The following is a 24,414-nucleotide window of genomic DNA, read 5'->3' as shown; positions in this document are numbered from 1 at the left end:
CCGGTCGGGCATGTGCCGACGCGGGCGTCACCGTGGTCCGCTCAGTAGCCGTTGTCCATGTCGCTGATCCGGTCGTTGATGGAGCCCCAGTCGGTGAGCGCGCACACCCCGATCCCGATCAGGATGGCCACCGCGCCCAGGATCAGGCCGATCAGCGAGAGCGTGCGGTTGTTGGCCTCGCCGGACTGGGCCTTGCGCATCCCGAGGACGCCCATGACGACGGCCGGGATGCCCGCGAGGATGCCGAGCCCGCAGCACCAGGACAGGACGACGCCGGCGATGCCGAAGCTCAGCGCCAGGATGCCGTAGATGTTGCCCTTGGGTTTGGGCTGCTCCATCGGGGCCGCGCCGTACGGCGGCATCGTGGGCGGCATGCCCGCTCCGGGGTTGCCGGCCGGCGGGTACTGGTAGCCCTGGGGCACCCCGCCGGGCGGCGGTGGGATCGGCACGTCCTCGTGGGACGGCGGGGGCATCCCGCTCGGGCCGGAGCCGTAGGTGGTGGGCTGCGGGGAACCGTAGGTCCCCGGCTGCGGCGTGCCGTAGGTGCCGGGCGGCGTGCCGTATGTCCCCGGGCCGGTCTCGAACGGCGGGGAACTCGTGGGCGGCGACCCGTAGGTGCCGGGCTCGCTGGGCGGTGTGCCGTAGGTGCCGGGCTCGTGGCCGGGCGGCGGGGTCGGCGGCGCGCTGCCGTAGGGCGGCGGGGGCGGGCTGCTCGGCGGGTCGGCGCCCAGGGGCGGTGGCACGGTCGGCGGCGGGACGATCTGCGGCACATCGTCCGGCGGTCGGGGGGTCTCCGGGTAGTCGGGCCCGCCCGGAGGTGGCGGCGGTGGCATCGTCATGAGCTGATCGTATGCACCGATGAATCATTTAGGAGTGTAAATCGGGGAGAAACGGACGGGCCCGACCTCTACAGAGGTCGGGCCCGGGTGTCCGTCCTAGTAGCCGCTGCTCGCGCTGCCGGCGTTGATGATCAGGCTGCCGATGCAGCAGATCGCGTAGAGGGCGTAGAGGCTACCGCCGACGATCGTCGCGATCTTGGCCCACTTCTTGGCAGCCAGGGAGGCCTCCTGCGCGCCGTTGTAGTCGCCGGCCGCCAGGAGCCCGTTGACCTTCGACGCGTTGATGATCGCCGGGATCGCCAGCGGCCAGAACAGGAAGATGGTCAGGATCGACCACACCATGTAGTTCTGGATCTCGCCGGTGGGGGCCGGCTGGCCGTACGCGGGCTGGCCGTACGGCTGGCCGTACTGCGGCTGCTGCTGGGCGGCGTACGGGTCGGGCTGCTGACCGTACTGCGGCTGCTGACCGTACGGGGGCTGCTGCGGCTGCTGCCCGTACGGCGGCTGGTTCGGGTCCTGGTTGGGGTAACCCATCGGGTTGGACTCCTCGTGCTGATGACAGGGGTTGCGACGTGCGCAGCGTACCCGCACACCGCCAACCGGTACATCCCGATGCGGCCCTGGGTCCAGCCACGGTCGGCAACCCGACTAGGGTTGAGGCGAACCGACGTGTCACCTGCGAGGAGTCCTGCTGTGGCCGCCCGTCTCGTCCTCCTGCTGTCCGGCACCGGAAGCAACCTGGCCGCCATGATCGAAGCGTGCGCGGATCCGGCGTACGGCGCCCGGATCGTCGCCGTCGGGGCCGACCGCCCCGGGGCCAGGGGCCTCCAGATCGCCGCCGACGCGGGCATCCCCACCTTCGTCGAGGTCGTGAAGGACCATCCGACCCGTGAGGACTGGGACGCGGCGCTGACCGCGCACGTCGCCGGGTACGAGCCCGACCTCGTCGTCTCCGTCGGCTTCCTCAAGCTGGTCGGCGAGGAGTTCCTCGCCCGGTTCGGCGACCGCTACGTCAACACGCACAACGCGCTGCTGCCGTCCTTCCCGGGCATCCACGGCCCGCGCGACGCGCTGGAGTACGGCGTCCGGTTGGCGGGCGCGACCCTGTTCTTCGTCGACTCCGGCGTCGACACCGGGCAGATCATCGCCCAGGTCGCCGTACCCGTCGAGCTCGACGACACCGTGGAGACCCTCACCGAGCGGATCAAGGTCGCCGAACGGGCGCAGCTCGTTGAGTACGTAGGCAGGCTGGTCCGCGAGGGCTGGACGATCTCAGGCAGAAAGGTGTACATCCCGTGAGGCAGCCGATTCGACGGGCACTCATCTCCGTCTACGACAAGACCGGCCTCACCGAGCTGGCGCGGGCGCTGGGCGCGGCGGGCGTCGAGATCGTGTCGACGGGTTCGACGGCCAACACCATCGAGGCCGCCGGGGTCGCGGTGACCCGGGTCGAGGAGCTGACCGGGTTCCCCGAGTGCCTCGACGGCCGGGTGAAGACCCTGCACCCGAAGGTGCACGCCGGTCTGCTCGCCGACCGCCGGCTGGAGACGCACGTCCAGCAGCTCGAGGACCTCAAGATCGAGCCGTTCGACCTGCTGGTCAGCAACCTGTACCCGTTCGCGGCCACCGTCGCGTCGGGCGCGTCCGTCGACGAGTGCATCGAGCAGATCGACATCGGCGGCCCGGCCATGGTCCGCAGCTCGGCGAAGAACCACGCGAACGTGGCCGTGGTGACCTCCCCGGCGTTCTACCCGCAGCTCGTCGCGGCCGTCGCCGAGGGTGGCCTCACGCTGGCCGAGCGCCAGCAGCTCGCCGTCGAGGCGTTCCGGCACACCGCGTCGTACGACGTGGCCGTCGCGTCCTGGATGGGCAGTGTCGTCGCCCCGCCGGCCGACACCGCGTTCCCGGCCTGGATCGGCGGGACCTGGGATCGCTCGGCGGTGCTCCGCTACGGCGAGAACCCGCACCAGCAGGCCGCGCTCTACAGCCACGGCCGGGGCGGTCTCGCGAACGCCGAGCAGCTCGCCGGCAAGGAGATGTCCTACAACAACTACCTGGACGCCGACGCCGCCTGGCGGGCCGCGAACGACCACGAGCTGCCGTGCGTGGCGATCATCAAGCACCAGAACCCGTGCGGGATCGCGGTCGCCGACGACGTGGCCACGGCGCACGCCCTGGCGAACGCGTGTGACGAGCAGAGCGCGTTCGGTGGCGTGATCGCGGTGAACCGCCCGGTCACCGAGGCGATGGCCCGGCAGGTCGCGGAGGTGTTCACCGAGGTCATCGTCGCCCCGGCGTTCGAGGACGGGGCCGTGGAGATCCTCAAGGCCCGCAAGATGTGCCGGATCCTGGTGATCGGCGACGCTCCGGCCGCGCCGGTCGAGTCCCGGCCGATCTCCGGCGGGGTGCTGCTGCAGACGGCGGACCGGATCGACGCCGAGGGCGACGACCCGGCCAACTGGACCCTGGCGACCGGGGCCCCGGCCGACGCCGCCACCCTCAAGGACCTGGAGTTCGCCTGGCGGACGATCCGGGCCGTGAAGTCCAACGCGATCCTGCTCGTCAAGGGCGGCGCGACCGTCGGGGTGGGCATGGGCCAGGTCAACCGGGTCGACTCGGCGCGGCTGGCCGTCGCCCGGGCCGGTGACCGGGCCGCCGGGTCCGCCGCCGCCTCGGACGCGTTCTTCCCGTTCCCGGACGGCCTCCAGGTCCTGCTCGACGCGGGGATCACCGCCGTCGTGCAGCCGGGCGGCTCGCGGAACGACCCGTCGGTGATCGAGGCCGCCGAGGCGGCTGGGATCACGCTCTATCTCACGGGGACCCGGCACTTCTTCCACTAACCTCGGTCATGTGGAAGAGCTGCTCCTGATCGTCGGGCTGGTCGCGACCGTCGTCGCGACCACCGCCCTGGCCCGTCGGCTCGGGGTGCTCTCGCCGATCATGCTGCTCGTGGTCGGCATCGTCGTCTCGTTCGTGCCGGGCGTGCTGGACATCAAGCTCGCCCCGGAGATGGTGCTGGTCGGCATCCTGCCGCCCCTGCTGTACGTGGCGGCCGTCGAGACCTCGGTGCCGGACTTCCTCCGGAACCTGCGCCCGATCCTGATGCTCGCGGTCGGGCACGCGCTGTTCATCGCCGCCGCGGTGGGGCTCACCCTGCACTGGATCGTGCCGGACGTGCCCCTCGCGGCGGCGTTCGCGTTGGGGGCCATCGTCGCCCCGCCCGACGCGGTGGCGGCGACGTCGCTGGCCAGCCGGATCGGCCTGCCCCGGCAGACGGTGACGATCCTGGAGGGCGAGAGCCTGGTCAACGACGCGACGGCGCTGGTCACGCTCCGGGTCGCGGTCGCGGCGGCCACCGGGCAGGCGCTGTCGGGGTGGGACATCACCCGGACGGCCACGATCGCCGTGGTGGGCGGTCTGGCGGTGGGCTTCGTCGGGGCGGTCCTGATCAGTTTCCTGCACCGGCGGATCACCAACGCGCTGTTGGACAACTCGCTGTCGCTGCTCACGCCGTTCCTGGTCTTCATCCCCGCCGAGGAGATCCACGCCTCCGGGGTGGTGGCGGTCGTGGTGTGCGGCCTGGTGGTGGGGCACCGCTGGCCGACGCTGATGTCGGCGGCCTCCCGGTTGCAGATGGAGGCGTTCTGGCGGATGGTCCGGTTCCTGCTGGAGGGCGCGGTCTTCCTGCTGGTCGGGCTCCAGCTGCGCCTGATCATCGAGAACCTCAACACCCCGATCGAGGTCGTGGTCGAGGCCACCGCCGGGGTGGTCGCGGTCGTGATCGTCGGCCGGTTCGTGTGGGTGTACGTCGGCACGTACCTGAGCCGCATGCTGCCCCGGGTGCGGCACCGCAGCCCCCGGCCGAGCGTCGCGGTGATGGCGGTGCTGTCCTGGGCCGGCATGCGCGGCGTCGTGACCCTGGCGGCCGCGCTGAGCCTTCCCGCGCTGATGTCCGCCGACGGGGTGGACAACAGCCCCCTGCTGACCTGGTTGGCGTTCGCGGTCATCGTGGTGACGCTGCTGCTCCAGGGGCTGACCCTGCCCGCGCTGGCCCGCCGGCTGAAGCTGCCCCGCGACGATCCGCGCGCCGACGCCCTGGCCGAGGCCGGGGTGCAGCACGAGGCGGGCAAGGCGGCCCTCGACCGGTTGTACGCGCTGGCCGAGTCCGCCCCGGTGCACGTCATCGAGCGGCTGCGCGGGGTGGTGGACTACCGGACGAACGTCGCCTGGGAGCGGCTGGGCAACTCGGACGGCGAGACCCCCAGCCAGGCGTACTCGCGGCTGCGTCGCCAGATGCTCGACGCCGAGCGCGAGGTGTTCCGGATCGCCCGGGACCAGGGCCGGGTGCCGGAGGCGGTCCTCCGCGCCGCCCAGCGCGACATGGACCTCGAAGAGTCCCTTCTCGAACGGAGACATGATGAATAACTGCCCGCACCTGGCCGCCCTGGGCGAGCCGCCGCCGCTCGCGGTGGACTTCTGTGAGGAGTGCGTGGCGGTGGGCAACACCGACTGGGTGCATCTGCGCCAGTGCCTGGAGTGCGGGCACGTCGCGTGCTGCGACTCCTCGCCGTACCGGCACGCGACGGGGCACTACGAGCGCGACGGGCACCCGGTGATGCGGTCGGCGGAGCCGGGGGAGACCTGGCGCTGGTGCTACAAGGACGAGGTGCTGGGCTAGACGTTCGACGGGAAGGGCCCGCCACGATGACCGTGGCGGGCCCTTCCCGTGCGGACCACTAGCCGCGTTCGGCGCGCTCCACCACGTTCGTGACGAGTAGCGCCCGGGTCATCGGCCCGACCCCGCCGGGCATCGGTGCGACGAAACTGGCGACCTCGGCCACCTCGGGCGCCACGTCCCCGGTGTACCGGCCCTTGCCGTCGGCGCCGACGACCCGGGTGATCCCGACGTCCACGACCACGGCGCCGGGCCGGACCATGTCGGCGGTGAGCAGCCCGGGGTTGCCGGCGGCGACGATGACGATGTCGGCCTTCGCGGTGTGCGCGGCCAGGTCCTGGGTGCCGGTGTGGCACAGGGTGACGGTCGCGTTCTCGCTCTTGCGGGTGAGCAGGAGCCCGAGCGGCCGGCCGACGGTGTTGCCCCGGCCGATGACGACGACCTCGGCGCCCTTCAGCGGCACGTCGTAGCGGCGGAGCAGTTCGACGATGCCGCGAGGGGTGCAGGGCAGGGGGCCCTCGAAGCCGAGTACCAGTCGACCGAGGTTGACGGGGTGCAGCCCGTCCGCGTCCTTGTCGGGGTCGATGGCTTCCAGGATCCGCTGGGTGTCGATCTGCGGCGGCAGGGGGAGCTGCACGATGTAGCCGTGGCAGGTGGGGTCGGCGTTGAGTTCGGCGACGACGGCCGCGACCTGCTCGTGGGTGGCGTCCGCCGGCAGCTGGCGGGCGATGGACGCGACGCCGACCTCGGCGCAGTCGCGGTGCTTGCCGGCCACGTACGCGTGCGAGCCGGGGTCGTCGCCGACCAGGATCGTGCCGAGCCCGGGGACGACGCCCCGTTCGGCGAGCTTCGCCACCCGCTGGCGGAGCTCTTCCTTGATCGCCGTGGCGGTGGCCTTGCCGTCCAGAATTGTCGCGGTCACAGGGCTGATTCTTCCACGCCCCCGCACGTGACGAAAATTGGTGTTCTACCCAGGTAGGTGGTGGTTTGCGCCTAACCTGTAGACGCCAATTTCACGATCACGAAGCGAGGCAACATGCGGGTCCGCAGAGTCGCCGCCCTGGTTGTCGTACCCGTCATCGCCAGCGTGGCCCTCGCGGCCTGTGGCGGCGGGGACTCCGGCAGCAGTGGCGGGACGGTCAGCATCGGGATCGGTGAGCCGAGGTTCATCGTCCCGACGAACACGAACGACACGGCCGGCGGCCAGGTGGTCGACGCGCTGTTCACGCCCCTGGTCAAGTTCGACGCGAGTAACAAGGCCGTCGAGGACGCCGCCGAGAAGATCAGTACCTCCGACAGCAAGGTGTGGACCGTCAAGCTGAAGGAGGGCTGGACGTTCCACAACGGCGACAAGGTCACCGCCGACGACTACATCGCGGCGTGGAACTACGGCGCCTACGCCCCCAACGCGCAGCAGAACAACACCTTCTTCGCCTCGATCGACGGGTACGCGGCCCTCAACCCCGCCGACAAGAACGCCACCCCTCCGACCAAGGAACTGTCCGGCCTGAAGAAGGTCAGCGACACGGAGTTCACGATCACGCTGACGGAGCCGTACGCGGACTTCCGTTCGGTGCTCGGCTACAGCGCGTTCGTGCCCATGCCGAAGGTGGCCTTCACCGGCATGGACACGTACAAGGAGGCGCCGATCGGGCAGGGGCCCTTCAAGATGAAGGGGACGTGGGTCCACGACCAGAAGATCGAGGTCGAGGCGTACGACGCGTACAAGGGCGAGAAGCCCAAGATCAAGGGCGTCAACTTCAAGGTGTACCAGCAGCCCACGGCGCAGTACTCCGAGCTGCTCGCCAACACGGTCGACGTGATGACCTCCCTGCCGACCTCGGTGCTGTCCAGCGCGAAGACGGACCTGGGGGACCGGTACAAGACGAGCCCGAGTTCGTCGTTCACGTTCATCGCGTTGCCGCTGTACAACCCGAAGTTCACGAACGTGGACGTCCGCAAGGCGATCTCGATGGCGATCGACCGCGAGGAGATCACCAAGGTCGTCTTCAAGGACTCGCGCACCCCGGCGCACGCCTTCGTGTCCCCGGTGGTGCCCGGCTACCGGGCCGACGCGTGCGGCGAGGGCTGCAAGTTCGAGCCGGCGAAGGCCAAGGAGCTGCTGACCAAGGCGGGCGGCTTCCCGGGCGGGACGCTGACGATCACCTACAACGTCGACGGCGACCACAAGGAGTGGGTCGACGCGGTGTGCAACCAGATCATCAAGAACCTGGGCATCCAGTGCGTGGGCGCCGGTGAGCCGAAGTTCGCGGACCTGCGGACCAAGGCGCAGGCGAAGCAGGACATCGGGGCGTTCCGGCTGGGCTGGGCGATGGACTACCCGTCGATGGAGAACTACCTGACCCCGCTGTACTCCACGACCGGCTCCTCGAACTACTACGGCTACGCGAACAAGGAGTTCGACGACACCGTGGCGGCGGGCAACCGGGAGGCGACGGCGGACGGCGCGATCAAGAAGTACCAGGCGGCGGAGGACATGCTCGCCCGGGACATCCCGGTCGCCCCGCTGTTCTACGGCCAGAACGTCTTCGGCTACTCCACCAAGGTCACCAACGTGGAGGTCAACCCGTTCACCAGGGTCGATCTGCTGAAGATCGAGACCAAGTAACGGTGTCCATGTGGTCCGGCGGTCACCTCGACCGCCGGGCCCACGGCCGGTTTCGATGTCATGGCATTCATCACTCTGTGTAGTCGAGAGTGGACCTTAACTCCCCGGAATCCCTTCTTATCCACTTATCCATGAGTTACCTATGATAGATAATCCTCAATCTTGCGACCTCTGCCACAGCATGGGGTATAGCGTTAAACCACGCAATACGGCACATACATGCCATGAATGTGCCGGAAATCCACTACCATCTCGACGGAGGTTCTGCAAATAGTTGAACTGATCATCGTTACGGTCCCGTGATCGTTCTGGTTTGCCGGTGCAGTGGAGTGGACTTTACGTTTGCTTGGCTGTCCATCGGTCCATACGCGGCAACGGTGGCACAGCGTGATGGAAACGAGGAGGATCAATGCAGGTACGCAAGATTGCCGCACTGGTTGCCGTTCCCGTCGCAGCTGCCATCGCGCTGACGGCGTGTGGCAACAGCGGCTCGGATTCCGGCAAGAGCGGCGGGACGGTCAGCATCGGCATCGCTGAGCCCAAGTTCCTGACGCCCACCAACACGAACGACACCTCGGGCAGCCAGGTCCTGGAGGCGCTGTTCGTCGGTCTGGTGGACATCAACCCCACCACGAACAAGGCCGAGCTGGACGTCGCCGAGAAGATCGAGACCAAGGACAGCAAGACCTGGTCGATCAAGATCAAGGACGGCTACACCTTCCACAACGGCGAGAAGCTGACGTCCGACAGCTTCATCGACGCGTGGAACTACGGCGCGTACGGCCCGAACGGCCAGGAGAGCAACAACTTCTTCGCCAAGATCAAGGGCTACGGCGACCTGAACCCGGCCGACACCAAGGCCATCCCGACCACGAAGACCCTCGCCGGGCTGAAGAAGGTCGACGACCTCAACTTCACCGTCGAGCTCGACGCCCCGTTCGCGGACTGGCTGTCGGTCGTCGGGTACACCGCGTTCTACCCGATGCCGAAGGCCGCCTTCACCGACGTCAAGGCGTACAACGAGGCGCCGATCGGCAACGGCCCCTTCAAGATGAAGGGCACCTGGACCCACGACCAGAAGGTCGAGGTCGAGGCGTACGACGGCTACAAGGGCACCAAGCCCAAGGTCAAGGGCATCGCGTTCAAGATCTACCAGCAGGCGACCGCTCAGTACTCCGAGCTGCTCGCCAACACGAACGACATCATGACCACGATCCCGACCTCCTCGCTGAGCAGCGCGACCGCTGACCTCGGGGACCGGTACAAGACCAGCCCGAGCTCGAGCTTCACGTTCATGGCCCTGCCGGTCTACAACCCGAAGTTCGCCAACGCCGACGTGCGCAAGGCGATCTCGATGGCCATCGACCGCGAGGAGATCGTGAAGACGATCTTCAAGGGTTCGCGCAAGGCCGCCGACTCGTTCGTCTCGCCGGTCGTCCCGGGCTACAAGCCGGGTGCCGGTGGCGACGCGGTCAAGTTCGACCCGACCAAGGCGAAGGCCCTGCTGGACGGCGCGGGCGGCTTCCCGGGCGGCACCGTGACGATCACGTACAACGTCGACGGCGACCACAAGGAATGGGTCGACGCGGTCTGCAACCAGCTCATCAAGAACCTGGGCATCAAGTGCGTCGGCGCCGGCGAGCCGAAGTTCGCGGACCTGCGGACCAAGGCCAAGGCCAAGCAGGACATCGGCGCGTTCCGGATGGGCTGGTCCATGGACTACGCCTCGATGGAGAACTACCTCGACCCGCTGTACGGCACGGGCGGCTCCTCCAACTACTACGGCTACGACAACAAGGCGTTCAACGCCCTGGTGGCCGCCGGTAACCAGGAGGCGACGGCCGACGGTGCGATCCGCAAGTACCAGGAGGCCGAGGCGCTGCTCGCCAAGGACGTCCCGGTCGCGCCGCTGTTCTTCGGTCAGAACGTCTACGGCTACTCGACCAAGGTCAAGGACGTCTTCGTCGACGCCCGCGGCCACGTCGACCTGCTGAAGCTCGACACCAAGTGATCACCGACGCTGCCCGGTCAGCTCGCGCCCGTCGCGCGCTGCCGGGCAGCGTCGTCTGTCGTTGCCCAGGCCGGACCCGGCTCTCGTCGGAGGAACCATGCTCCGTTACATAGTTCGACGCCTGCTCCAGATGGTGCTGGCGTTCTTCTGCACCACCTTCATCGTGTACTCGATGATGTTCGCCACCGGCGACCCGCTGACTTCGCTGGCCGGCGAGGGCAAGGAACTCAACGACGCGGTGAAGGCCAAGCTCACGCGGGACTTCCACCTCGACGAGCCCTTCCTGGTCCGGTACTGGTACTACATCAAGGGTCTGCTGACCTTCGACCTCGGCGACTCGCTGTCCCAGCGCCCGATCGCCGAGATCCTGGGCGAGGCGTGGAGCTACACGATCCAGCTCGCCGCGATCGCCTTCGTCTTCGTCGTCATCCTCGGCGTCGTCGGCGGCGTGATCGCCGGCATGCGGCGCGGCGGCGTGTTCGACAACGTCACGCTGTTCCTGACCCTGGTCGTGATCGGCATCCCGAGCTTCGTGATCGGCCTGATGCTGAGCACGTTCCCGGGCGGCAAGTGGGGCTGGTTCACGCCCGGCTACGACGCCGACAAGGGCATCGCCACCCTGATCGTGCCCGGCTTCGTGCTCGGCGCGCTCGCCCTGGCCACCGCCGTCCGGCTCACCCGGACCTCGGTCGCGGAGAACCTGCGCTCCGACTACGTGCGCACGGCCAAGGCCAAGGGCCTCAAGAAGACCCGGATCATCGGGGTACACGTGTTGCGCAACTCGCTGATCCCCGTCGTGACCTTCCTGGGTGTCGAGATCGGCAACCTGATGGGCGGCGCGATCGTCACCGAGCGGATCTTCAACATCCCGGGCGTCGGCTTCCAGCTCTTCAAGGGCATCAACCTGTCCGACGGCCCCGTCGTGGTCACGATCGTCAGCGTGCTGGTCGTCGTCTACCTGCTGGCCAACCTGCTCGTGGACATCCTGTACGCCGTCCTCGACCCGCGAATCCGTTACTCGTAGAGGGGGCCGGCATGAGTGATTTCGAAACCATCGCCGCGTCGGAGAACCACGCGGCCGTACCCGGCCCGGCCGGCAGCACCGGCGCACCGAACCAGCCCGACAACACCAGCAAGGTCCGCAGCCTGGCGGGCGACGCCTGGCGCGACCTGCGGCGCAGTCCGGTCTTCATCATCTCGTCCCTGGTCATCCTGGTCATGGTCGTGATGGCGGCCTTCCCGGGCCTGTTCAGCTCCGCCGACCCGCACTCCTGCGAGCTGTCCCGCTCGATGCAGGGGCCGAGCGGCGACGCGATCTTCGGCTACAACCTCCAGGGCTGCGACGTGTACGCCCGGACGGTGCACGGCGCCAGTACCTCGATGCAGGTCGGTTTCTACTCGGCGCTGCTCGCCGGGCTGATCGCGGTCGTGGTCGGCATGCTCGCCGGCTTCTACGGCGGCCTGCTCGACGCGATCCTCGCCCGGATCATCGACATCGTGCTCGGCATCCCGCTGCTGCTCGCCGCGATCGTGGCCCTGAAGGCCCGGTCCAGCTCCGAGGACGGGTACTGGGGCCAACTGCTCCTCGTCGTCGTCGTCCTCAGCATCTTCGGTTGGACCACGGCGGCCCGGATCGTGCGGTCCTCGGTGATCTCGGCGAAGAACCAGGACTACGTGCACGCGGCGCGGATGCTCGGCGCGAGCAACGGCCGGATCATGCTCAAGCACATCCTGCCGAACGCCATGGCCCCCGTGATCGTGGTGATGACCATCGCCCTGGGCGCGTTCATCACCGCCGAGGCCACGCTGTCCTTCCTCGGCGTCGGCCTCAAGGACCCGATCATCTCCTGGGGCAAGGACATCTCCGAGTCCACCCAGCGGGTCCGGGAGAGCGCGATTCCGCTCGTGGCCCCGTCGGTGTTCCTGTCCCTGACCGTGCTGGCGTTCATCATGCTCGGCGACGCCGTGCGTGAGGCCTTCGACCCGAGGCTCCGGTGACCATGAGTAACCATCTTCTCGAAGTCGACGACCTGCACATCGAGTTCCGGACCAGGGACGGGGTCGCGCGGGTCATCAACGGCGTCTCGTACCACCTGGACGCGGGGGAGACCCTCGCCGTGCTCGGTGAGTCGGGCTCCGGCAAGTCGGTGACCGCGCAGGCGATCATGGGCATCCTCGACATGCCGCCCGGGTTCATCACGAAGGGCGAGATCCGGTACAACGGCCGGAACCTGCTCACGAGCCCTGAGGAGGAGCGGCGCAAGCTGCGTGGCAAGGAGATCGCGATGGTCTTCCAGGACGCGCTCTCCGCCCTCAACCCGGTGTTCACGGTCGGCTTCCAGATCTCCGAGGCGCTCCGGAAGAACGACGGGCTCAGCAAGAAGGACGCGTACAGGCGGGCCGTCGAGCTGATGGAACTCGTCAAGATCCCGGCGGCCAAGGAGCGGCTGCACAACTACCCGCACGAGTTCTCCGGCGGCATGCGCCAGCGGGTCATGATCGCGATGTCGCTGGCCCAGGACCCGAAGGTGCTGATCGCCGACGAGCCGACCACGGCCCTCGACGTGACCGTGCAGGCCCAGATCATGGACCTGCTCGCCGAGCTGCGCCGGGACCTGAACATGGGCCTGATCCTGATCACCCACGACCTGGGTGTCGTCGCGGACGTGGCCGACCGGATCGCCGTGATGTACGCGGGCCGGATCGTCGAGCACGCCGACGTGCACGACATCTACGCCAAGCCGGCGCACCCGTACACCCGGGGGCTGTTGGAGTCGATTCCCCGGCTGGACTCCAAGGGCCAGGAACTGGCCACCATCAAGGGCCTGCCGCCGAACCTGATGCGCCCGCCGACGGGCTGCGCCTTCCACCCGCGCTGCCCGATGGTCCAGCAGGTCTGCCGGGATGTCGTCCCGCCGCTGCTGGTCCTGGACAACGGCCGGACGAGCGCCTGTCACTTCGCCGAGGAGGTCCTTCATGGCTGAGCCGATCCTCCAGGTCGACAACCTGGTGAAGCACTTCCCGATCAAGCAGGGCATCCTGTTCCAGACCCAGGTCGGGGCGGTCAAGGCCGTCGACGGGGTGTCGTTCGAGCTGAACAAGGGCGAGACGCTCGGCATCGTCGGCGAGTCCGGCTGCGGCAAGTCGACCCTCGCCAAGCTGATCATGCAGCTGGAGCACCCGACCGACGGCACGGTCACCTTCAAGGGCGAGAAGATCTTCGGCCTGAAGGGTGAACGGCTGCGCAAGGTGCGGCGGAACATCCAGATGGTGATGCAGGACCCGTACACCTCGCTGAACCCGCGGATGACCGTCGGCGACATCATCGGGGAGCCGTACGAGATCCACCCCGAGGTGGCCCCGAAGGGCGACCGGGAGCGCCGGGTCAAGGAGCTGCTGGAACTGGTCGGGCTCAGCCCGGAGCACATCAACCGGTACCCGCACCAGTTCTCCGGCGGCCAGCGCCAGCGGATCGGGATCGCCCGGGCCCTGGCCCTGCGGCCCGAGGTGATCGTGTGCGACGAGCCGGTGTCGGCCCTGGACGTGTCCATCCAGGCCCAGGTGATCAACCTGCTCGGCAAGTTGCAGCGCGAGATGGGGCTGTCCTACATCTTCATCGCGCACGACCTGTCCGTGGTGCGGCACATCTCCGACCGGGTCGGGGTCATGTACCTCGGCAAGATGGTCGAGATCGGCACCGAGGACGAGATCTACGAGCGGCCGACGCACCCGTACACCCAGGCGCTGCTGTCGGCGGTGCCGGTGGCGGACCCGGCGGCCCGGCGCAACCGGGACATCATCCGGCTGGAGGGTGACGTGCCGTCGCCGGCCAACCCGCCGTCGGGGTGCCGGTTCCGGACCCGGTGCTGGAAGGCGCAGGACATCTGCGCGTCGGAGGAGCCGCTGCTCATCGGGCGCGCACCGGACCCGCATCCGAGCGCGTGCCACTTCGCCGAGCTCAAGCACGTCGTCGCATGACGAGAACGGGCCCACCCCCGCCAGGGTGGGCCCGTTCTTCTTCCTACCGGCTAGGCCGGCACTCCTGTGACGTTCAGTTCCGCCACTGACGTCCAGGCAGCTCCGTTCACCTCACTGGTGGCCCGCAGTTTCACGTACCGGCCCGTCTTGGCCGTGAAGCACGCGGACTGCTCGGTGGCCACGCTGGTCCAGGTGCCGGTGGCCACCGCTGACCCCCAGGTCACGCCGTCGGTGGACACGTACACCTCGTAGCCCGCGATCCGGCCGTTCGTACCCGTCTGGCGGGGCAGTTGGTGCAGGCAGGTCACGCTGTAGTTCGCGCCGAGGTTGAGCACGACCTCGTGCGGGAGCGCGGGGGAACTGCCCGACCACTGGGTGTGCCAGATCGTCGCGGAGTTCCCGTCGAGCACGTTGGTCGCCGCGCCGTTCTCGCCCGAGGTCTCCTGGCTGTCGTAGGAGTGCACGGACATGCCGGCCTGGTTGATCCGGGCGGGGGTGGTGGACGCGACGCCGATGTTGAGTTCGGCGACGGCGGTCCAGGCGTTGCCGCCGACCTCACTGGTGGCGCGCAGCTTGACGTAGCGGCCGGTCTTGGCCGGGAAGTTCGCCGTCTGCTCGGTGGTGTTGTTGGCGAACGTGCCGGTCTTCACCGCCGTGCCCCAGGTGGTGCCGTCGGTGGAGACGTACACCTCGTAGTTGGCGATCCGGCCGTTGGCCTGCGACTGCCGGGGCAGGTAGTACAGGTCGGTGACCGACTTGGCGCTGCCGAGGTCGAGGACGATCTCGTGCGGCATCGGCGCGGCGGTGCCGGACCACTTGGTGTGCCAGATGGTGCCGGAGTTGCCGTCGAGCACGTTGGAGCAGGGGGCCTGCTCGTTGGTGCTCTCCGCGCTGTCGCACGAGGTGACGGTCATGGTCGACTGGTCGACCCGGTTGGAGCCGCCGCCGGTGCCCGGCCCGATGTCGTCCACGACCACGTCGTCGAGGATGAAGTCGTGGTCGGGGTCCTGGTTGCCGCTCACCTTGGTCACGCCGATCCACGACTCGCCGGTGGCCGACGCGTCGAAGGTCTTGGTGAAGGCGGTGGCGGTGCGGGCCTGGCCGAAGTTGTCCGTCGTCAGGGTGGTGGCCCCGTCGCCGACCACGAAGGCGTGGTCGTTCGCGAATCCGTTCTCGAACTTCAGGCTCACGGTGTACCTGCGCCCCGGCGTGAACCGCAGGGTCTGCGGCAGGGTGCGGTACAGCAGCCCGGAGGACTCCACGTGCGTCTTCAGCGAGTTGTTTCCGGCGATCACGTCGTCCACGAGCTTCCCGTTCCACCCGGCCTGGGTGTACGGCGCGTGCTTCTGGGCGACGTGGGTCTGCGGGTCCTTGTCGTGCCCGGGTCCGCCGACGAACGGGCCCCAGCCGCCGTTGGTGTTCTCGAAGTCCTCGACGAAGTGGTGCGTGCCCTGCGCGGTGCGGGCGGTCCTGAAGATCCGCACGTCGTCGAAGGTCACGGCCGAGGTGCCGGCCGCCGCGGACAGGGTCAGGGTCGGGGTGCCGCCGGCGGCCACGTCGAAGAGGACCTGCATCTTCTGCGCCGTGGTGCCGTACTTGTCATCGGCTCCGATGTTGTTGGTGAACGTCGAGGAGGTGGTCCAGTTGGACACCCCGCCGACGTCGAGGGTCGCCTTCCGGCCGCCCGAGGTCTTCACGTTGACGCTGGCCGCGTAGGTGCCGGCCGCGAGCCCGGTGAGGGTCTGCGCGACGCTGGAGGCGCCGGAGCCGAACACCAGCTCGTTCTGGCCCTTGGTGCTGCGCACCACGGAAGTCGCCCCGTTGGTCGTCCACGCGGACAGGTTGCCGGAGTAGAACCGCGGGTCCTTGAGCGCCTGGGCCTCGCCCCACTTGACGTCGCCCTGGGTGGGCGCGGTCGTCGGGTACACCACGTAGGCGGTCTTCGCCGTGGCGGTGATGCTGACCTGCCCGGACGTGACGGTGAGGTCCTGGACGAACTGCCGCCCGGTGTCGGTGAGCTTGTACAGCTTGACGGTCGAGTTGGCCGCCCACGAGGTCGGCAGCGACCAGGTCGAGGAGCCGCCCGCGTCGTTCCAGTGGTACAGCTTCGACTCGGCGCTCTGGTCCCACGGCAGCAGGTAGTTCTTGCCGACGAGTACCGGGTGGCCGTCCTTGCTGATCGTGCGGGTGCCGCCCGACAGGGTCACGTTGACCCCGGAGGTCAGGTCGATCCGGTTCGCGGCCCACTTCTGGACCTGGAACCCCTGGAGGTACTTCGTCGGCAGGTTCGTGCCGAAGGTGGTGTTCATGAACGCCGTGAAGTCGTTCTTGCCCTGCCAGCCCTCGTACGCCTCGTTCTCGGCGCCGCCCAGCATCGGGTCCCGCGCCAGCCAGTCGTCGCGCTGGTGGTTGCGGATGAACCGCGCGACCTGCGAGTTGACGCCCTTGAGGTCACCGCCGCCGTAGTTGACGTCGTTGGCCCAGTGGTTCCACAGCGAGTTCTCCTCGAACTTGTCCGGGAACTCGGTGGCCACCTGCCAGCCGAGGTCGTTGATCTCCCGGGCGAGCTTGCGGGACTCCCAGCCGTCGCGGTACCAGACGTCGACGTACATGAACTTCAGGTCCGGGGCGGCCGTCTTGAGCTCCTGGAGCCGGGCGGCCCGGTTGCCGGTGTTGGCGTCGTTGCGGTGGTTGATCACGTAGGACTGGTCGAGCCAGTTCCAGCCGCCGGACTTGGTGCCCGAGTCGGAGGTGACCATGGCGTCGGTGAAGGACTGCGCGACCGGGTACGCCTCCTGGGCGTTGATGTGCACGCCGAAGTCCGCGTTGTACGCCGAGCCGAGCGTGGTCAGCGTGTTCAGGTCGGCCGCGCCGCCCTGCCGCGCGCCGATCAGCCCGTAGTCGGGGTGCGCGGAGTCGTGCCCCTCGGACGCGTACCCCTTGAGCAGCACGAACTGGCCCAGCCCGTCGGTGGCCAGTGCCACCCGCTTGGTCTCGTCCAGGGTCTGCAGGAACGGGTGGGTGGCCTGGGAGGCGAAGTTCATCGGGATGCGCTGCACGACCCGGTCGGGGGTGTCCTGCCAGCCCTGCGGGTTGGTCATGATGTCGCGGTAGGCGATCGCGCCGTCCTGCCAGTCCACGGCGGAGTCGGCGTTGCGGTCCCGGGCGACGACGACCTTCGCGAACGGCAGCGGCTCGGTGGCGGGCGCGCCCTTCGGCCGGTACAGCCAGTCGCCGCTCCACAGGCCGGCGCGGCGGTAGGTTCCCTTGTCCACGACCTGCTTGTAGACCCGGGCGTTCTCGTTGGAGGTGGCGCCGGACGGCTCGTCGTAGTAGGAGTTCGTGGCGATCGAGGCGGCGAGCTGGCCGGTGTTGACGATCGCGTACATCTGGCCCTGCGGGGTGGAGTCCGCCGCCGTGGAGCTGGTCAGCGCGGTGAACGTGTCACCGGACTTCGTCGTGGCCTTGTTGCAGTTGGCGGGGGCGGTGTTCGCCGTGATCCACGCCGGGGTCGCGGTACACATCCGGGTGGTCGTGACGGCGGCGCCGGCCTGGTCGCTGCGGACCGACACCAGGTTGTGGTTCGGGATCGCGAGCGTCTTGACCGTGGCGTTCGGGTCGGTGATCCCGGTCACCCGGAACTCGACGGTGGAGCCGGTCACCGAGATCCGCGCCGCGACCACCACGCCCGCGCCGAGGTCCAGGGAGTAGTCGACCCGGTCGGCGGAGACCGTACCCGTCACGGTCGGGGTCTTCGCGGTGCCGTTGACCGTGATCTGGGTGAGCGGGTCCTCGTTGCCGTTGAGGAGGTAGCCGCTGGCCCTGTCGGTGTAGTCGATGACCCGGGGGAAGGCGTTGTCGACCCGGACGGACAGGGCGGAGGACTGGATCGTGACGGGCGTGCCGGCCTGGGCGGGGGCGGCGAGTAACGGGATCGAGAGCGTCGCGCCGGTGAGGGCGGCGGCGAGAACCAGAGGGGGATGGCCGCGCATGGAGACTCCTGTGTCCGAGCCTGATGAAGTTAGTCGATTTCTAGCGTGTTCTAGCTCACAAGTCAACAAGTTCGAGCAACTTCAATCATCAAACGCGACACGCCGATCAAATTCCCCCACAAACACGCCGGATTTGTCCATGATCTGACGATGCGGAAGATTGCGCTTTTTGCAGTATTAACGCTACTGGTCACGCCGGCTGCCCCGGCCCGGGCCGCCGACCCCCTCGAAGACACCGTCGCGACCGCTCTGCGGGCGAAACTCACCCTGGAGAGCGACCGGGAGATCCGGGTCTCGGTACTGCGCGGCACCGCCGCCACCGGCGCGCTCGGCTCGGCCGTCCTGCCCGGCGGCACCGGGTACCCGGAAGGCTGGCTCTTCCTGCTCCGGGACGGGAGGACCGTCTTCGAGGGCGACCCCGGATTCGCCGACCTCGCCCAGGGCATGACCATCCTCAGCGCCGTCGAGCGCCGGGTGTTCGGCCAGGCCAGGCCCACCCCGACCGGGGCCGCGCCCCCGGCCCGGTTCCCGGCGAAGTCCGGCTCCGACTACCGCACCGCGCTCCGGCTGCCCTACGCGGTCGGCCAGAGCTGGTCCTACACCGGCGGGCCGCACCCGATGTCGGGGAGCGCCCGCAGCTCTATCGACCTCGCGGGCGGCGACGGCCGGGTGCTGGCGGCCGGCGGCGGGCTCGCCTACCGGATGTGCGACTCGCAACGCGGCTGGCTGCGGGTCGTGCACGACCGGGGCCTGGCCACCGACTACTACCACCTCGCCGGCGACCTCCCGGCCAACGGCGCCCAGCTGGCAGAGGGCGACTACGTGGGCGACATCGGCATGGACGTCTCCTGCGGCGGCTCCTCGTCCGGGGCGCACGTGCACTTCTCCCTGCGCCGGGACGGTGCCTACACGCCCATCGACCACTACGTGTTCGGCAAATGGGTGATCAGAGCACAGGGCTCCGACTACGACGGGTACGCCATGCACGGCTCCACCAGGGCGAACGTCGGCAACCGGCTCAACAACTACGGCGCGCTCGCCCTCAACCAGGGCCTCGTCGACACCGACGGCGGCACCGCGCTCAACCGCCGGGCCGGCCCCGGCACCACCCAGCCGGTCGTCGGCACCGTGGCCGACGGGGAGACCGTCACGATCGCCTGCTCGGCCACCGGCACCGAACACGCCGGCCGTGGCGGGTACCGCAGCACCCTGTGGGACAAACTCACGGACGGCACCTGGGTGAGTGACGTGTACGTCTGGACGGGCACGGGAGAACCGGTCGCCGGGACCTGCTGATAACGTCCGATGCTATGGGAAAAAAGGTCACCGTCGTCGGCGCCGGTTTCTACGGATCCACGACCGCGCAGCGGCTCGCTGAGTACAACGTCTTCGACACCGTCGTCCTCACGGACATCGTCGATGGCAAGGCCGAGGGCCTGGCCCTCGACCTCAACCAGTCCCGGTCGATCGAGGGCTTCGAGACCAAGGTCGTCGGCCAGACGACCGGCGTCGACGGCTCGGGCTACGAGGCCATCAGTGGCTCCGACGTCGTCGTGATCACCGCCGGCCTGCCCCGCAAGCCGGGCATGAGCCGGATGGACCTGATCGAGGTCAACGCCAAGATCGTCCGGAGCGTGGCGGAGAACGTCGCCAAGCACGCCCCCGAGGCCGTCATCATCGTCGTCTCCAACCCGCTCGACGAGATGACCGCGCTGACGCAGCTCGCCAGCCAGTTCCCGAAGAACCGGGTCCTCGGCCAGGCCGGCATGCTCGACACCGCCCGGTTCACCCACTTCGTCGCCGAGACCCTCGCGGTCCCGGTCGCCTCTGTGAAGACCCTCACCCTGGGCTCGCACGGCGACACGATGGTGCCGGTGCCGTCGCGCTGCACGGTCGACGGCAAGCCGCTCGCGGACCTGCTGCCGGCCGAGAAGATCGAGGAGCTCGTCGTGCGCACCCGCAACGGCGGCGCCGAGGTCGTGGCCCTGCTCAAGACCGGCTCGGCGTACTACGCGCCGTCCGCCGCCGCCGCCCGGATGGCCAAGGCCGTCGCGGAGGACTCCGGCGCGGTCATGCCGGTCTGCGCGTGGGTCGACGGCGAGTACGGCATCGAGGGCGTCTACCTGGGCGTCGAGGCCGAGCTGGGCGCGACCGGGGTCCGCAAGGTCGTCGAGACCGTGCTGACGGACACCGAGCTCGCCGGGCTCAAGGAGGCCGCCGAGGCGGTCCGCGCCAAGCAGGCGGACGTCGCCGCCCTGTAGTTCCAGTCTGAGAGGGCCCGTAGCCGGTGGCTGCGGGCCCTCGCCATGCCCGGGGAATCCGGCCCTGGTCGGCGGCCCCGAGCGGCCGGCCGCCGGACGCCGGGCCAGCTGGCCGAGGGGCGCGTGGCGTCAGTGCGCCAGGGGCCGGTCGTCATCGCTCGGGGTACCGCCGCCGCACGCGCTCGGCACGGCGGTGACCAGCGCGGGACGTCAGTCGCGGGTGCCGAACGCGCGGCGGTACTCGCTCGGGGGCACGCCCCGGCGGCGCACGAACTGCTCCCGGAGCACGGCCGCGCTCGCGTACCCCACCTGCCTCGCCACCTCGTCCAACGGCCAGTCCGTGGTCTCCAGCAACTCCTCGGCCCGCCGCAGCCGCTGCCCGATCAGCCACGCCCCGGGCGACACCCCGGTCGCGGCCCGGAACCTGCGGATGAACGTCCGCCGGCTGAGCAGCGCGCGGCGCGCCAACTCGTCCACGGCGAGGGGCCGGTGCAGCTGCCCGCACGCCCAGTCCAGCACCTCGGCCAGCCGGTCGCCGCCGGCCACGGGCACGGGCGCCGTCGCGTACTGTGCCTGCCCGCCCTCCCGGTGCGGCGGCACGACCAGCTCCCGGGCGATCGCCGTCGCCACCGCCGCGCCGTGCTCCCGCCGGATCAGGTGCAGGCACATGTCCAGCCCGGCGGCGGCCCCGGCCCCGGTCAGCACCCGGCCCTCGTCCACGTACAGCTCGTCGGCCCGCACCTCGATCTCCGGGAACCGGCTGGCCAGCCGGTCCGCGAACCGCCAGTGCGTGGTGGCCCGGCGGCCGTCCAGCAGCCCGGCCGTGGCCAGCAGGAACGCCCCGACGCAGTGCCCGGCGACCAGCGCGCCCCGGTCGGCGGCGGCCCGGAAGGCGGCGACGGAGCCGGCCGACCAGGCGTCGTAGCCCACGCCGGGCAGGGCCAGCACCAGGTCGGCGGACGCGAGCCGGTCCAGCCCGTGCTCCACCACCAGCGTCAGGCCGGGGTCGACGGCAACCGGCCCGGGCACGTCGGTGCACAGCTCGAACACGAAGTCGGGGACGCCCGCCCGGGGCTGGAACACCTCCGCGACCAGGGACAGGCCGAAGGAGATGGTGCCGGCGGGAGCGTACGCGGCCACGGTGCGCATGGCTGGCATGATAGCCGCGATCAATGGCAATCGTGCCACTGGCAGCGCGTACCCGTCGAAGGAAGGATCTTGGTCATGACCGACGCACCGCGCGGCACCACCGCGTTCTTCCAGGTACTGACCACCGGCTACACCCTGTCTACCGGCCCCGGGGTCGCCGCCACCGTGTCCTACGTCGCCGACGGCGACCGGAAGATCATCATCGACCCGGGCATGGTCGCCAGCCAGTCCCGGATCCTCGACCCCCTCGCGGCCCTCGGCGTCGCGCCCGGCGACATCACCGACGTCGTCCTGAGCCACCACCACCCCGACAACACCATCAACGCCGGCTTGTTCGCCCAAGCCCGGATGCACGACCACCACGCCATCTACCAGGGCGACCAGTGGGAGGACCGCCCCGCCGAGGGCTACGAACTGACCCCCTCCGTCAAGCTGATCGCCACCCCCGGGCACAGCCCCGAGGACATCACGGTGCTGGTCGGGACGCCCGACGGGGTGGTCGCGTTCGTCGGCGACCTGTGGTGGCGGCCGAACGGGCCCGCCGACGACCCGGTCGCGCCGGACCGGGAGCTGCTCCGGGAGAACCGGGAGCGGGTCCTGAAGGTGGCGGGGTGGCTGGTTCCGGGGCATGGTCCGCTGTTCGTGCCGGACGGGACGACGGTGATCTAGGGGCTGGTGTCGCGGGTGAGTGGCACTGTCGGGTGGTCGGGTGCCTCGGGTGTTGGGTCGGGCGACTGGCTGGGTGAGTCCCCGGCCGGGGCGCCCGAGCCGCGCTGGAGTGGGGACCCCGGTCGGGCTTGGCGGAGGCCGGCCGGAGTGCCGTCGGTCACCCCGCCCGCCGGAGCCCGATGCTGGGCAGTACGCTCGTACTGTTAAGCCTCATTCATCGAAGGAGTGCGCCGACGTGGCGAAGATCAAGGTAACGAACCCGGTCGTCGAGCTCGACGGCGACGAGATGACCCGCATCATCTGGAAGCAGATCAAGGAAACCCTGATCCTGCCCTACCTCGACGTGGACCTCGAGTACTACGACCTGGGCATCGAGCACCGCGACGCCACCGACGACCAGGTCACCGTCGACGCCGCCAACGCGATCCTCCGGCACGGCGTGGGCGTCAAGTGCGCCACCATCACCCCCGACGAGGCCCGCGTCGAGGAGTTCGGCCTGAAGAAGATGTGGCGCTCCCCGAACGGGACGATCCGCAACATCCTCGGCGGCGTCGTCTTCCGCGAGCCCATCATCATGAGCAACGTGCCGCGCCTCGTCCCCGGCTGGACCAAGCCGATCGTCATCGGCCGTCACGCGCACGGCGACCAGTACAAGGCCACCGACTTCGTGGTCCCCGGCCCGGGCACGCTCACCCTGACCTACACCCCGGCCGACGGTTCCGCCCCGGTCGAGCACGTCGTCACCGAATTCCCCGCCGGCGGCATCGCCATGGGCATGTACAACTACGACGAGTCGATCCGCGACTTCGCCCGCGCCTCGTTCCGCTACGGCCTGGACCGCAACTTCCCGGTCTACCTCTCCACCAAGAACACGATCCTGAAGGCCTACGACGGCCGGTTCAAGGACCTGTTCCAGGAGATCTTCGACGCCGAGTTCAAGGCCGACTTCGACGCCGCCGGCATCACCTACGAGCACCGCCTCATCGACGACATGGTCGCCGCCGCCCTCAAGTGGGAAGGTGGCTACGTCTGGGCCTGCAAGAACTACGACGGCGACGTCCAGTCCGACACCGTCGCCCAGGGCTTCGGCTCCCTCGGCCTGATGACCTCCGTCCTGCTCTCGCCCGACGGCAAGACCGTCGAGGCCGAGGCCGCCCACGGCACCGTCACCCGGCACTACCGCGCCTACCAGCGCGGCGAGAAGACCTCGACCAACCCGATCGCCTCGATCTACGCCTGGACCCAGGGCCTGGCGCACCGCGGCAAGCTCGACGGCACCCCGGCCGTGACCGAGTTCGCCAAGACGCTCGAGGAGGTCTGTGTCGAGACCGTCGAGGGTGGCCAGATGACGAAGGACCTGGCGCTGCTCATCTCGAAGGACGCGCCGTGGCTGACCACGGACGAGTTCCTGGAGGCGCTCGCCACCAACCTGGCGAAGAAGCTCGCCTAGTCTTCCCGCACGTCAAAGGCCGGTCCGCTGAACGCGGGCCGGCCTTTTGCCACCCCAAAACGATCAGTTGAGTACGCCGCGCGAACCCCGCAGCTTCTGCCCGCTCATGCGTTGGCGTCCGCTGGGGGCGTTGCTCGGGCGCGCCAGTATTCGAAGTTTCGCTGAGTCACGGGTGTGTGGGGGTGTTCTGGTCCGAGGATGCGGTGTTGGTCGGTGAGGAGCTCGACGAATGCTTGAGTTGCTCCTGTCGCGTCGCCAGCACGTCCGCGCCAGAGGGCGAGGTTGTTGCGAGCGATGAGGGTTTGGGGATGTTCTGGTCCGAGGATGCGGTGTAGGTCTGTGACGAGTTCGGAGAAGGCTCTGACTGCTTCCGCTAGGTTGCCGAGGTGCCCGCAGAGGCTTGCGAGGTTGTTGCGTGTTGTCAGAGTGTGGGGGTGTTCTGGTCCGAGAATGCGATGTTGGTCGGTGAGGAGTTCGGCGAGTTCTAGGGCTGCTCCTGCTGCGTCGCCAGCACGTCCACGCAGGTGGGCGAGGTTCTGTCGAGTGTTGAGCGTGTCGAGGTGTTCTGATCCGAGGATGCGGAGTTGGTCGGTGAGGAGTTCGGCGAACGCCTGGGTGGCTCCTGGCGTGTCGCCGGCCTGTCCACGCCAGCCTGCGAGGTTGTTGGGGACTGCCCCCGGTTTGGTTGACTCGCGGGGTTAGCGGTGTTCAGGCCGGTTGAGTGGCCTTGTGTAGTGTCTCAAACTCGATCGGGGTGAGTC

The 24,414-nt window shown here is 69.1% G+C and carries 20 protein-coding genes; 14 read left to right on the top strand and 6 right to left on the bottom strand.

Going from position 1 to position 24,414, the window contains the following annotated elements:
• Window positions 1-41: 41 nt before the first annotated feature.
• On the bottom strand, window positions 42-839 hold the full coding sequence (locus tag AB0M43_RS31015) for a hypothetical protein (RefSeq protein ID WP_363729348.1): 798 nt from the start codon (window positions 837-839) through the stop codon (window positions 42-44).
• A gap of 96 nt (window positions 840-935) precedes the next feature.
• Window positions 936-1,373: a CD225/dispanin family protein gene (locus tag AB0M43_RS31010; RefSeq protein ID WP_363729347.1), complete on the bottom strand. Its 438-nt coding sequence runs from the start codon at window positions 1,371-1,373 to the stop codon at window positions 936-938.
• Window positions 1,374-1,508: 135 nt separating this feature from the next.
• Between AB0M43_RS31010 and purN the strand changes: the two genes are divergently transcribed.
• Genes purN through AB0M43_RS30990 form a run of 4 tightly spaced genes read left to right on the top strand, consistent with a single transcriptional unit; the run spans window position 1,509 to window position 5,517 of the window.
• Window positions 1,509-2,138: a phosphoribosylglycinamide formyltransferase gene (gene purN / locus AB0M43_RS31005; protein WP_363729346.1), complete on the top strand. Its 630-nt coding sequence runs from the start codon at window positions 1,509-1,511 to the stop codon at window positions 2,136-2,138.
• Window positions 2,135-3,679, top strand: coding sequence for a bifunctional phosphoribosylaminoimidazolecarboxamide formyltransferase/IMP cyclohydrolase (purH, locus tag AB0M43_RS31000; RefSeq protein WP_363729345.1), 1,545 nt, complete (start codon window positions 2,135-2,137; stop codon window positions 3,677-3,679). The genes purN and purH overlap by 4 nt, the downstream gene beginning before the upstream one ends.
• Before the next feature lie 10 nt (window positions 3,680-3,689).
• Window positions 3,690-5,264: a Na+/H+ antiporter gene (locus AB0M43_RS30995; RefSeq protein WP_363729344.1), complete on the top strand. Its 1,575-nt coding sequence runs from the start codon at window positions 3,690-3,692 to the stop codon at window positions 5,262-5,264.
• Window positions 5,257-5,517: a UBP-type zinc finger domain-containing protein gene (locus AB0M43_RS30990; RefSeq protein ID WP_363729868.1), complete on the top strand. Its 261-nt coding sequence runs from the start codon at window positions 5,257-5,259 to the stop codon at window positions 5,515-5,517. The genes AB0M43_RS30995 and AB0M43_RS30990 overlap by 8 nt, the downstream gene beginning before the upstream one ends.
• A gap of 58 nt (window positions 5,518-5,575) precedes the next feature.
• Here the strand turns inward: AB0M43_RS30990 and AB0M43_RS30985 are convergent, their stop codons facing one another.
• Window positions 5,576-6,436, bottom strand: coding sequence for a bifunctional methylenetetrahydrofolate dehydrogenase/methenyltetrahydrofolate cyclohydrolase (locus AB0M43_RS30985; RefSeq protein WP_363729343.1), 861 nt, complete (start codon window positions 6,434-6,436; stop codon window positions 5,576-5,578).
• A gap of 114 nt (window positions 6,437-6,550) precedes the next feature.
• On the opposite strand from AB0M43_RS30985, the gene AB0M43_RS30980 reads away from it, so the two are divergent.
• The 6 genes from AB0M43_RS30980 to AB0M43_RS30955 all read left to right on the top strand — a co-directional run bounded on the left by AB0M43_RS30980 (window position 6,551) and on the right by AB0M43_RS30955 (window position 14,132).
• Window positions 6,551-8,143: an ABC transporter substrate-binding protein gene (locus AB0M43_RS30980; protein WP_363729342.1), complete on the top strand. Its 1,593-nt coding sequence runs from the start codon at window positions 6,551-6,553 to the stop codon at window positions 8,141-8,143.
• A gap of 409 nt (window positions 8,144-8,552) precedes the next feature.
• On the top strand, window positions 8,553-10,154 hold the full coding sequence (locus AB0M43_RS30975) for an ABC transporter substrate-binding protein (protein ID WP_363729341.1): 1,602 nt from the start codon (window positions 8,553-8,555) through the stop codon (window positions 10,152-10,154).
• Between the two features lie 97 nt (window positions 10,155-10,251).
• Window positions 10,252-11,178: an ABC transporter permease gene (locus AB0M43_RS30970; RefSeq protein WP_363729340.1), complete on the top strand. Its 927-nt coding sequence runs from the start codon at window positions 10,252-10,254 to the stop codon at window positions 11,176-11,178.
• A gap of 11 nt (window positions 11,179-11,189) precedes the next feature.
• Window positions 11,190-12,152, top strand: coding sequence for an ABC transporter permease (locus tag AB0M43_RS30965; RefSeq protein ID WP_363729339.1), 963 nt, complete (start codon window positions 11,190-11,192; stop codon window positions 12,150-12,152).
• 2 nt (window positions 12,153-12,154) lie between these two features.
• A complete protein-coding gene (locus AB0M43_RS30960) occupies window positions 12,155-13,138 on the top strand; it encodes an ABC transporter ATP-binding protein (protein WP_363729338.1) in 984 nt (327 codons plus the stop codon).
• Entirely contained in the window at window positions 13,131-14,132 is a 1,002-nt protein-coding gene (locus tag AB0M43_RS30955) for a dipeptide ABC transporter ATP-binding protein (protein ID WP_363729337.1), read from the top strand. Before AB0M43_RS30960 ends, AB0M43_RS30955 begins: the two co-directional genes overlap by 8 nt.
• Window positions 14,133-14,182: 50 nt before the next feature.
• Here the strand turns inward: AB0M43_RS30955 and AB0M43_RS30950 are convergent, their stop codons facing one another.
• Window positions 14,183-18,124 (bottom strand): endo-alpha-N-acetylgalactosaminidase family protein, encoded by a 3,942-nt coding sequence (locus tag AB0M43_RS30950; RefSeq protein ID WP_363729336.1) that lies wholly within the window; start codon window positions 18,122-18,124, stop codon window positions 14,183-14,185.
• A 150-nt stretch (window positions 18,125-18,274) separates the two neighbouring features.
• On the opposite strand from AB0M43_RS30950, the gene AB0M43_RS30945 reads away from it, so the two are divergent.
• Both AB0M43_RS30945 and mdh read left to right on the top strand, forming a co-directional pair.
• Window positions 18,275-19,420 (top strand): peptidase M23, encoded by a 1,146-nt coding sequence (locus AB0M43_RS30945; RefSeq protein WP_363729334.1) that lies wholly within the window; start codon window positions 18,275-18,277, stop codon window positions 19,418-19,420.
• 14 nt (window positions 19,421-19,434) lie between these two features.
• A complete protein-coding gene (mdh, locus tag AB0M43_RS30940) occupies window positions 19,435-20,385 on the top strand; it encodes a malate dehydrogenase (protein WP_363729333.1) in 951 nt (316 codons plus the stop codon).
• A 210-nt stretch (window positions 20,386-20,595) separates the two neighbouring features.
• Here mdh and AB0M43_RS30935 read toward each other — a convergent pair whose 3' ends face one another.
• The gene (locus AB0M43_RS30935; RefSeq protein ID WP_363729331.1) at window positions 20,596-21,534 is read right to left on the bottom strand and encodes a helix-turn-helix domain-containing protein; all 939 of its coding nucleotides are present in this window, start codon (window positions 21,532-21,534) and stop codon (window positions 20,596-20,598) included.
• A gap of 75 nt (window positions 21,535-21,609) precedes the next feature.
• Here AB0M43_RS30935 and AB0M43_RS30930 point away from each other — a divergent pair, with 75 nt between their 5' ends.
• Window positions 21,610-22,203, top strand: a complete 594-nt coding sequence (locus AB0M43_RS30930; RefSeq protein ID WP_363729330.1) for an MBL fold metallo-hydrolase — start codon at window positions 21,610-21,612, stop codon at window positions 22,201-22,203.
• A gap of 235 nt (window positions 22,204-22,438) precedes the next feature.
• Window positions 22,439-23,653 carry an NADP-dependent isocitrate dehydrogenase gene (locus tag AB0M43_RS30925; RefSeq protein WP_363729328.1) on the top strand — a complete coding sequence of 405 codons (1,215 nt, stop codon included), beginning with the start codon at window positions 22,439-22,441 and terminating at the stop codon, window positions 23,651-23,653.
• 104 nt (window positions 23,654-23,757) lie between these two features.
• On the opposite strand, the gene AB0M43_RS30920 is transcribed toward AB0M43_RS30925, so the two are convergent.
• Complete coding sequence (locus AB0M43_RS30920; protein ID WP_363729866.1) at window positions 23,758-24,078, bottom strand: tetratricopeptide repeat protein; 321 nt, start codon at window positions 24,076-24,078, stop codon at window positions 23,758-23,760.
• Window positions 24,079-24,414: the final 336 nt, after the last annotated feature.

The sequence above is a fragment of the Longispora sp. NPDC051575 genome (assembly GCF_040681875.1).
In the GTDB taxonomy this organism is placed as follows: Bacteria; Actinomycetota; Actinomycetes; order Mycobacteriales; family Micromonosporaceae; genus Longispora.
Note: the sequence above shows the minus strand (reverse complement) of the source record. Positions and strands in the feature narration are given on the sequence as shown.

What these genes read in the sequence shown, in the direction of transcription:
- AB0M43_RS30970 (WP_363729340.1), top strand. Translation starts at nt 10,252, where the DNA reads ATGCTCCGTTACATAGTTCGACGCCTGCTCCAGATGGTGCTGGCGTTC.
- AB0M43_RS30975 (WP_363729341.1), top strand. Translation starts at nt 8,553, where the DNA reads ATGCAGGTACGCAAGATTGCCGCACTGGTTGCCGTTCCCGTCGCAGCT.
- AB0M43_RS30945 (WP_363729334.1), top strand. Translation starts at nt 18,275, where the DNA reads ATGCGGAAGATTGCGCTTTTTGCAGTATTAACGCTACTGGTCACGCCG.
- AB0M43_RS30960 (WP_363729338.1), top strand. Translation starts at nt 12,155, where the DNA reads ATGAGTAACCATCTTCTCGAAGTCGACGACCTGCACATCGAGTTCCGG.
- AB0M43_RS30980 (WP_363729342.1), top strand. Translation starts at nt 6,551, where the DNA reads ATGCGGGTCCGCAGAGTCGCCGCCCTGGTTGTCGTACCCGTCATCGCC.
- AB0M43_RS30965 (WP_363729339.1), top strand. Translation starts at nt 11,190, where the DNA reads ATGAGTGATTTCGAAACCATCGCCGCGTCGGAGAACCACGCGGCCGTA.
- AB0M43_RS30950 (WP_363729336.1), bottom strand. Translation starts at nt 18,124, where the DNA reads ATGCGCGGCCATCCCCCTCTGGTTCTCGCCGCCGCCCTCACCGGCGCG.
- AB0M43_RS30990 (WP_363729868.1), top strand. Translation starts at nt 5,257, where the DNA reads ATGAATAACTGCCCGCACCTGGCCGCCCTGGGCGAGCCGCCGCCGCTC.
- AB0M43_RS30930 (WP_363729330.1), top strand. Translation starts at nt 21,610, where the DNA reads ATGACCGACGCACCGCGCGGCACCACCGCGTTCTTCCAGGTACTGACC.
- AB0M43_RS30955 (WP_363729337.1), top strand. Translation starts at nt 13,131, where the DNA reads ATGGCTGAGCCGATCCTCCAGGTCGACAACCTGGTGAAGCACTTCCCG.
- mdh (WP_363729333.1), top strand. Translation starts at nt 19,435, where the DNA reads ATGGGAAAAAAGGTCACCGTCGTCGGCGCCGGTTTCTACGGATCCACG.
- AB0M43_RS30935 (WP_363729331.1), bottom strand. Translation starts at nt 21,534, where the DNA reads ATGCGCACCGTGGCCGCGTACGCTCCCGCCGGCACCATCTCCTTCGGC.
- AB0M43_RS31015 (WP_363729348.1), bottom strand. Translation starts at nt 839, where the DNA reads ATGACGATGCCACCGCCGCCACCTCCGGGCGGGCCCGACTACCCGGAG.
- AB0M43_RS31010 (WP_363729347.1), bottom strand. Translation starts at nt 1,373, where the DNA reads ATGGGTTACCCCAACCAGGACCCGAACCAGCCGCCGTACGGGCAGCAG.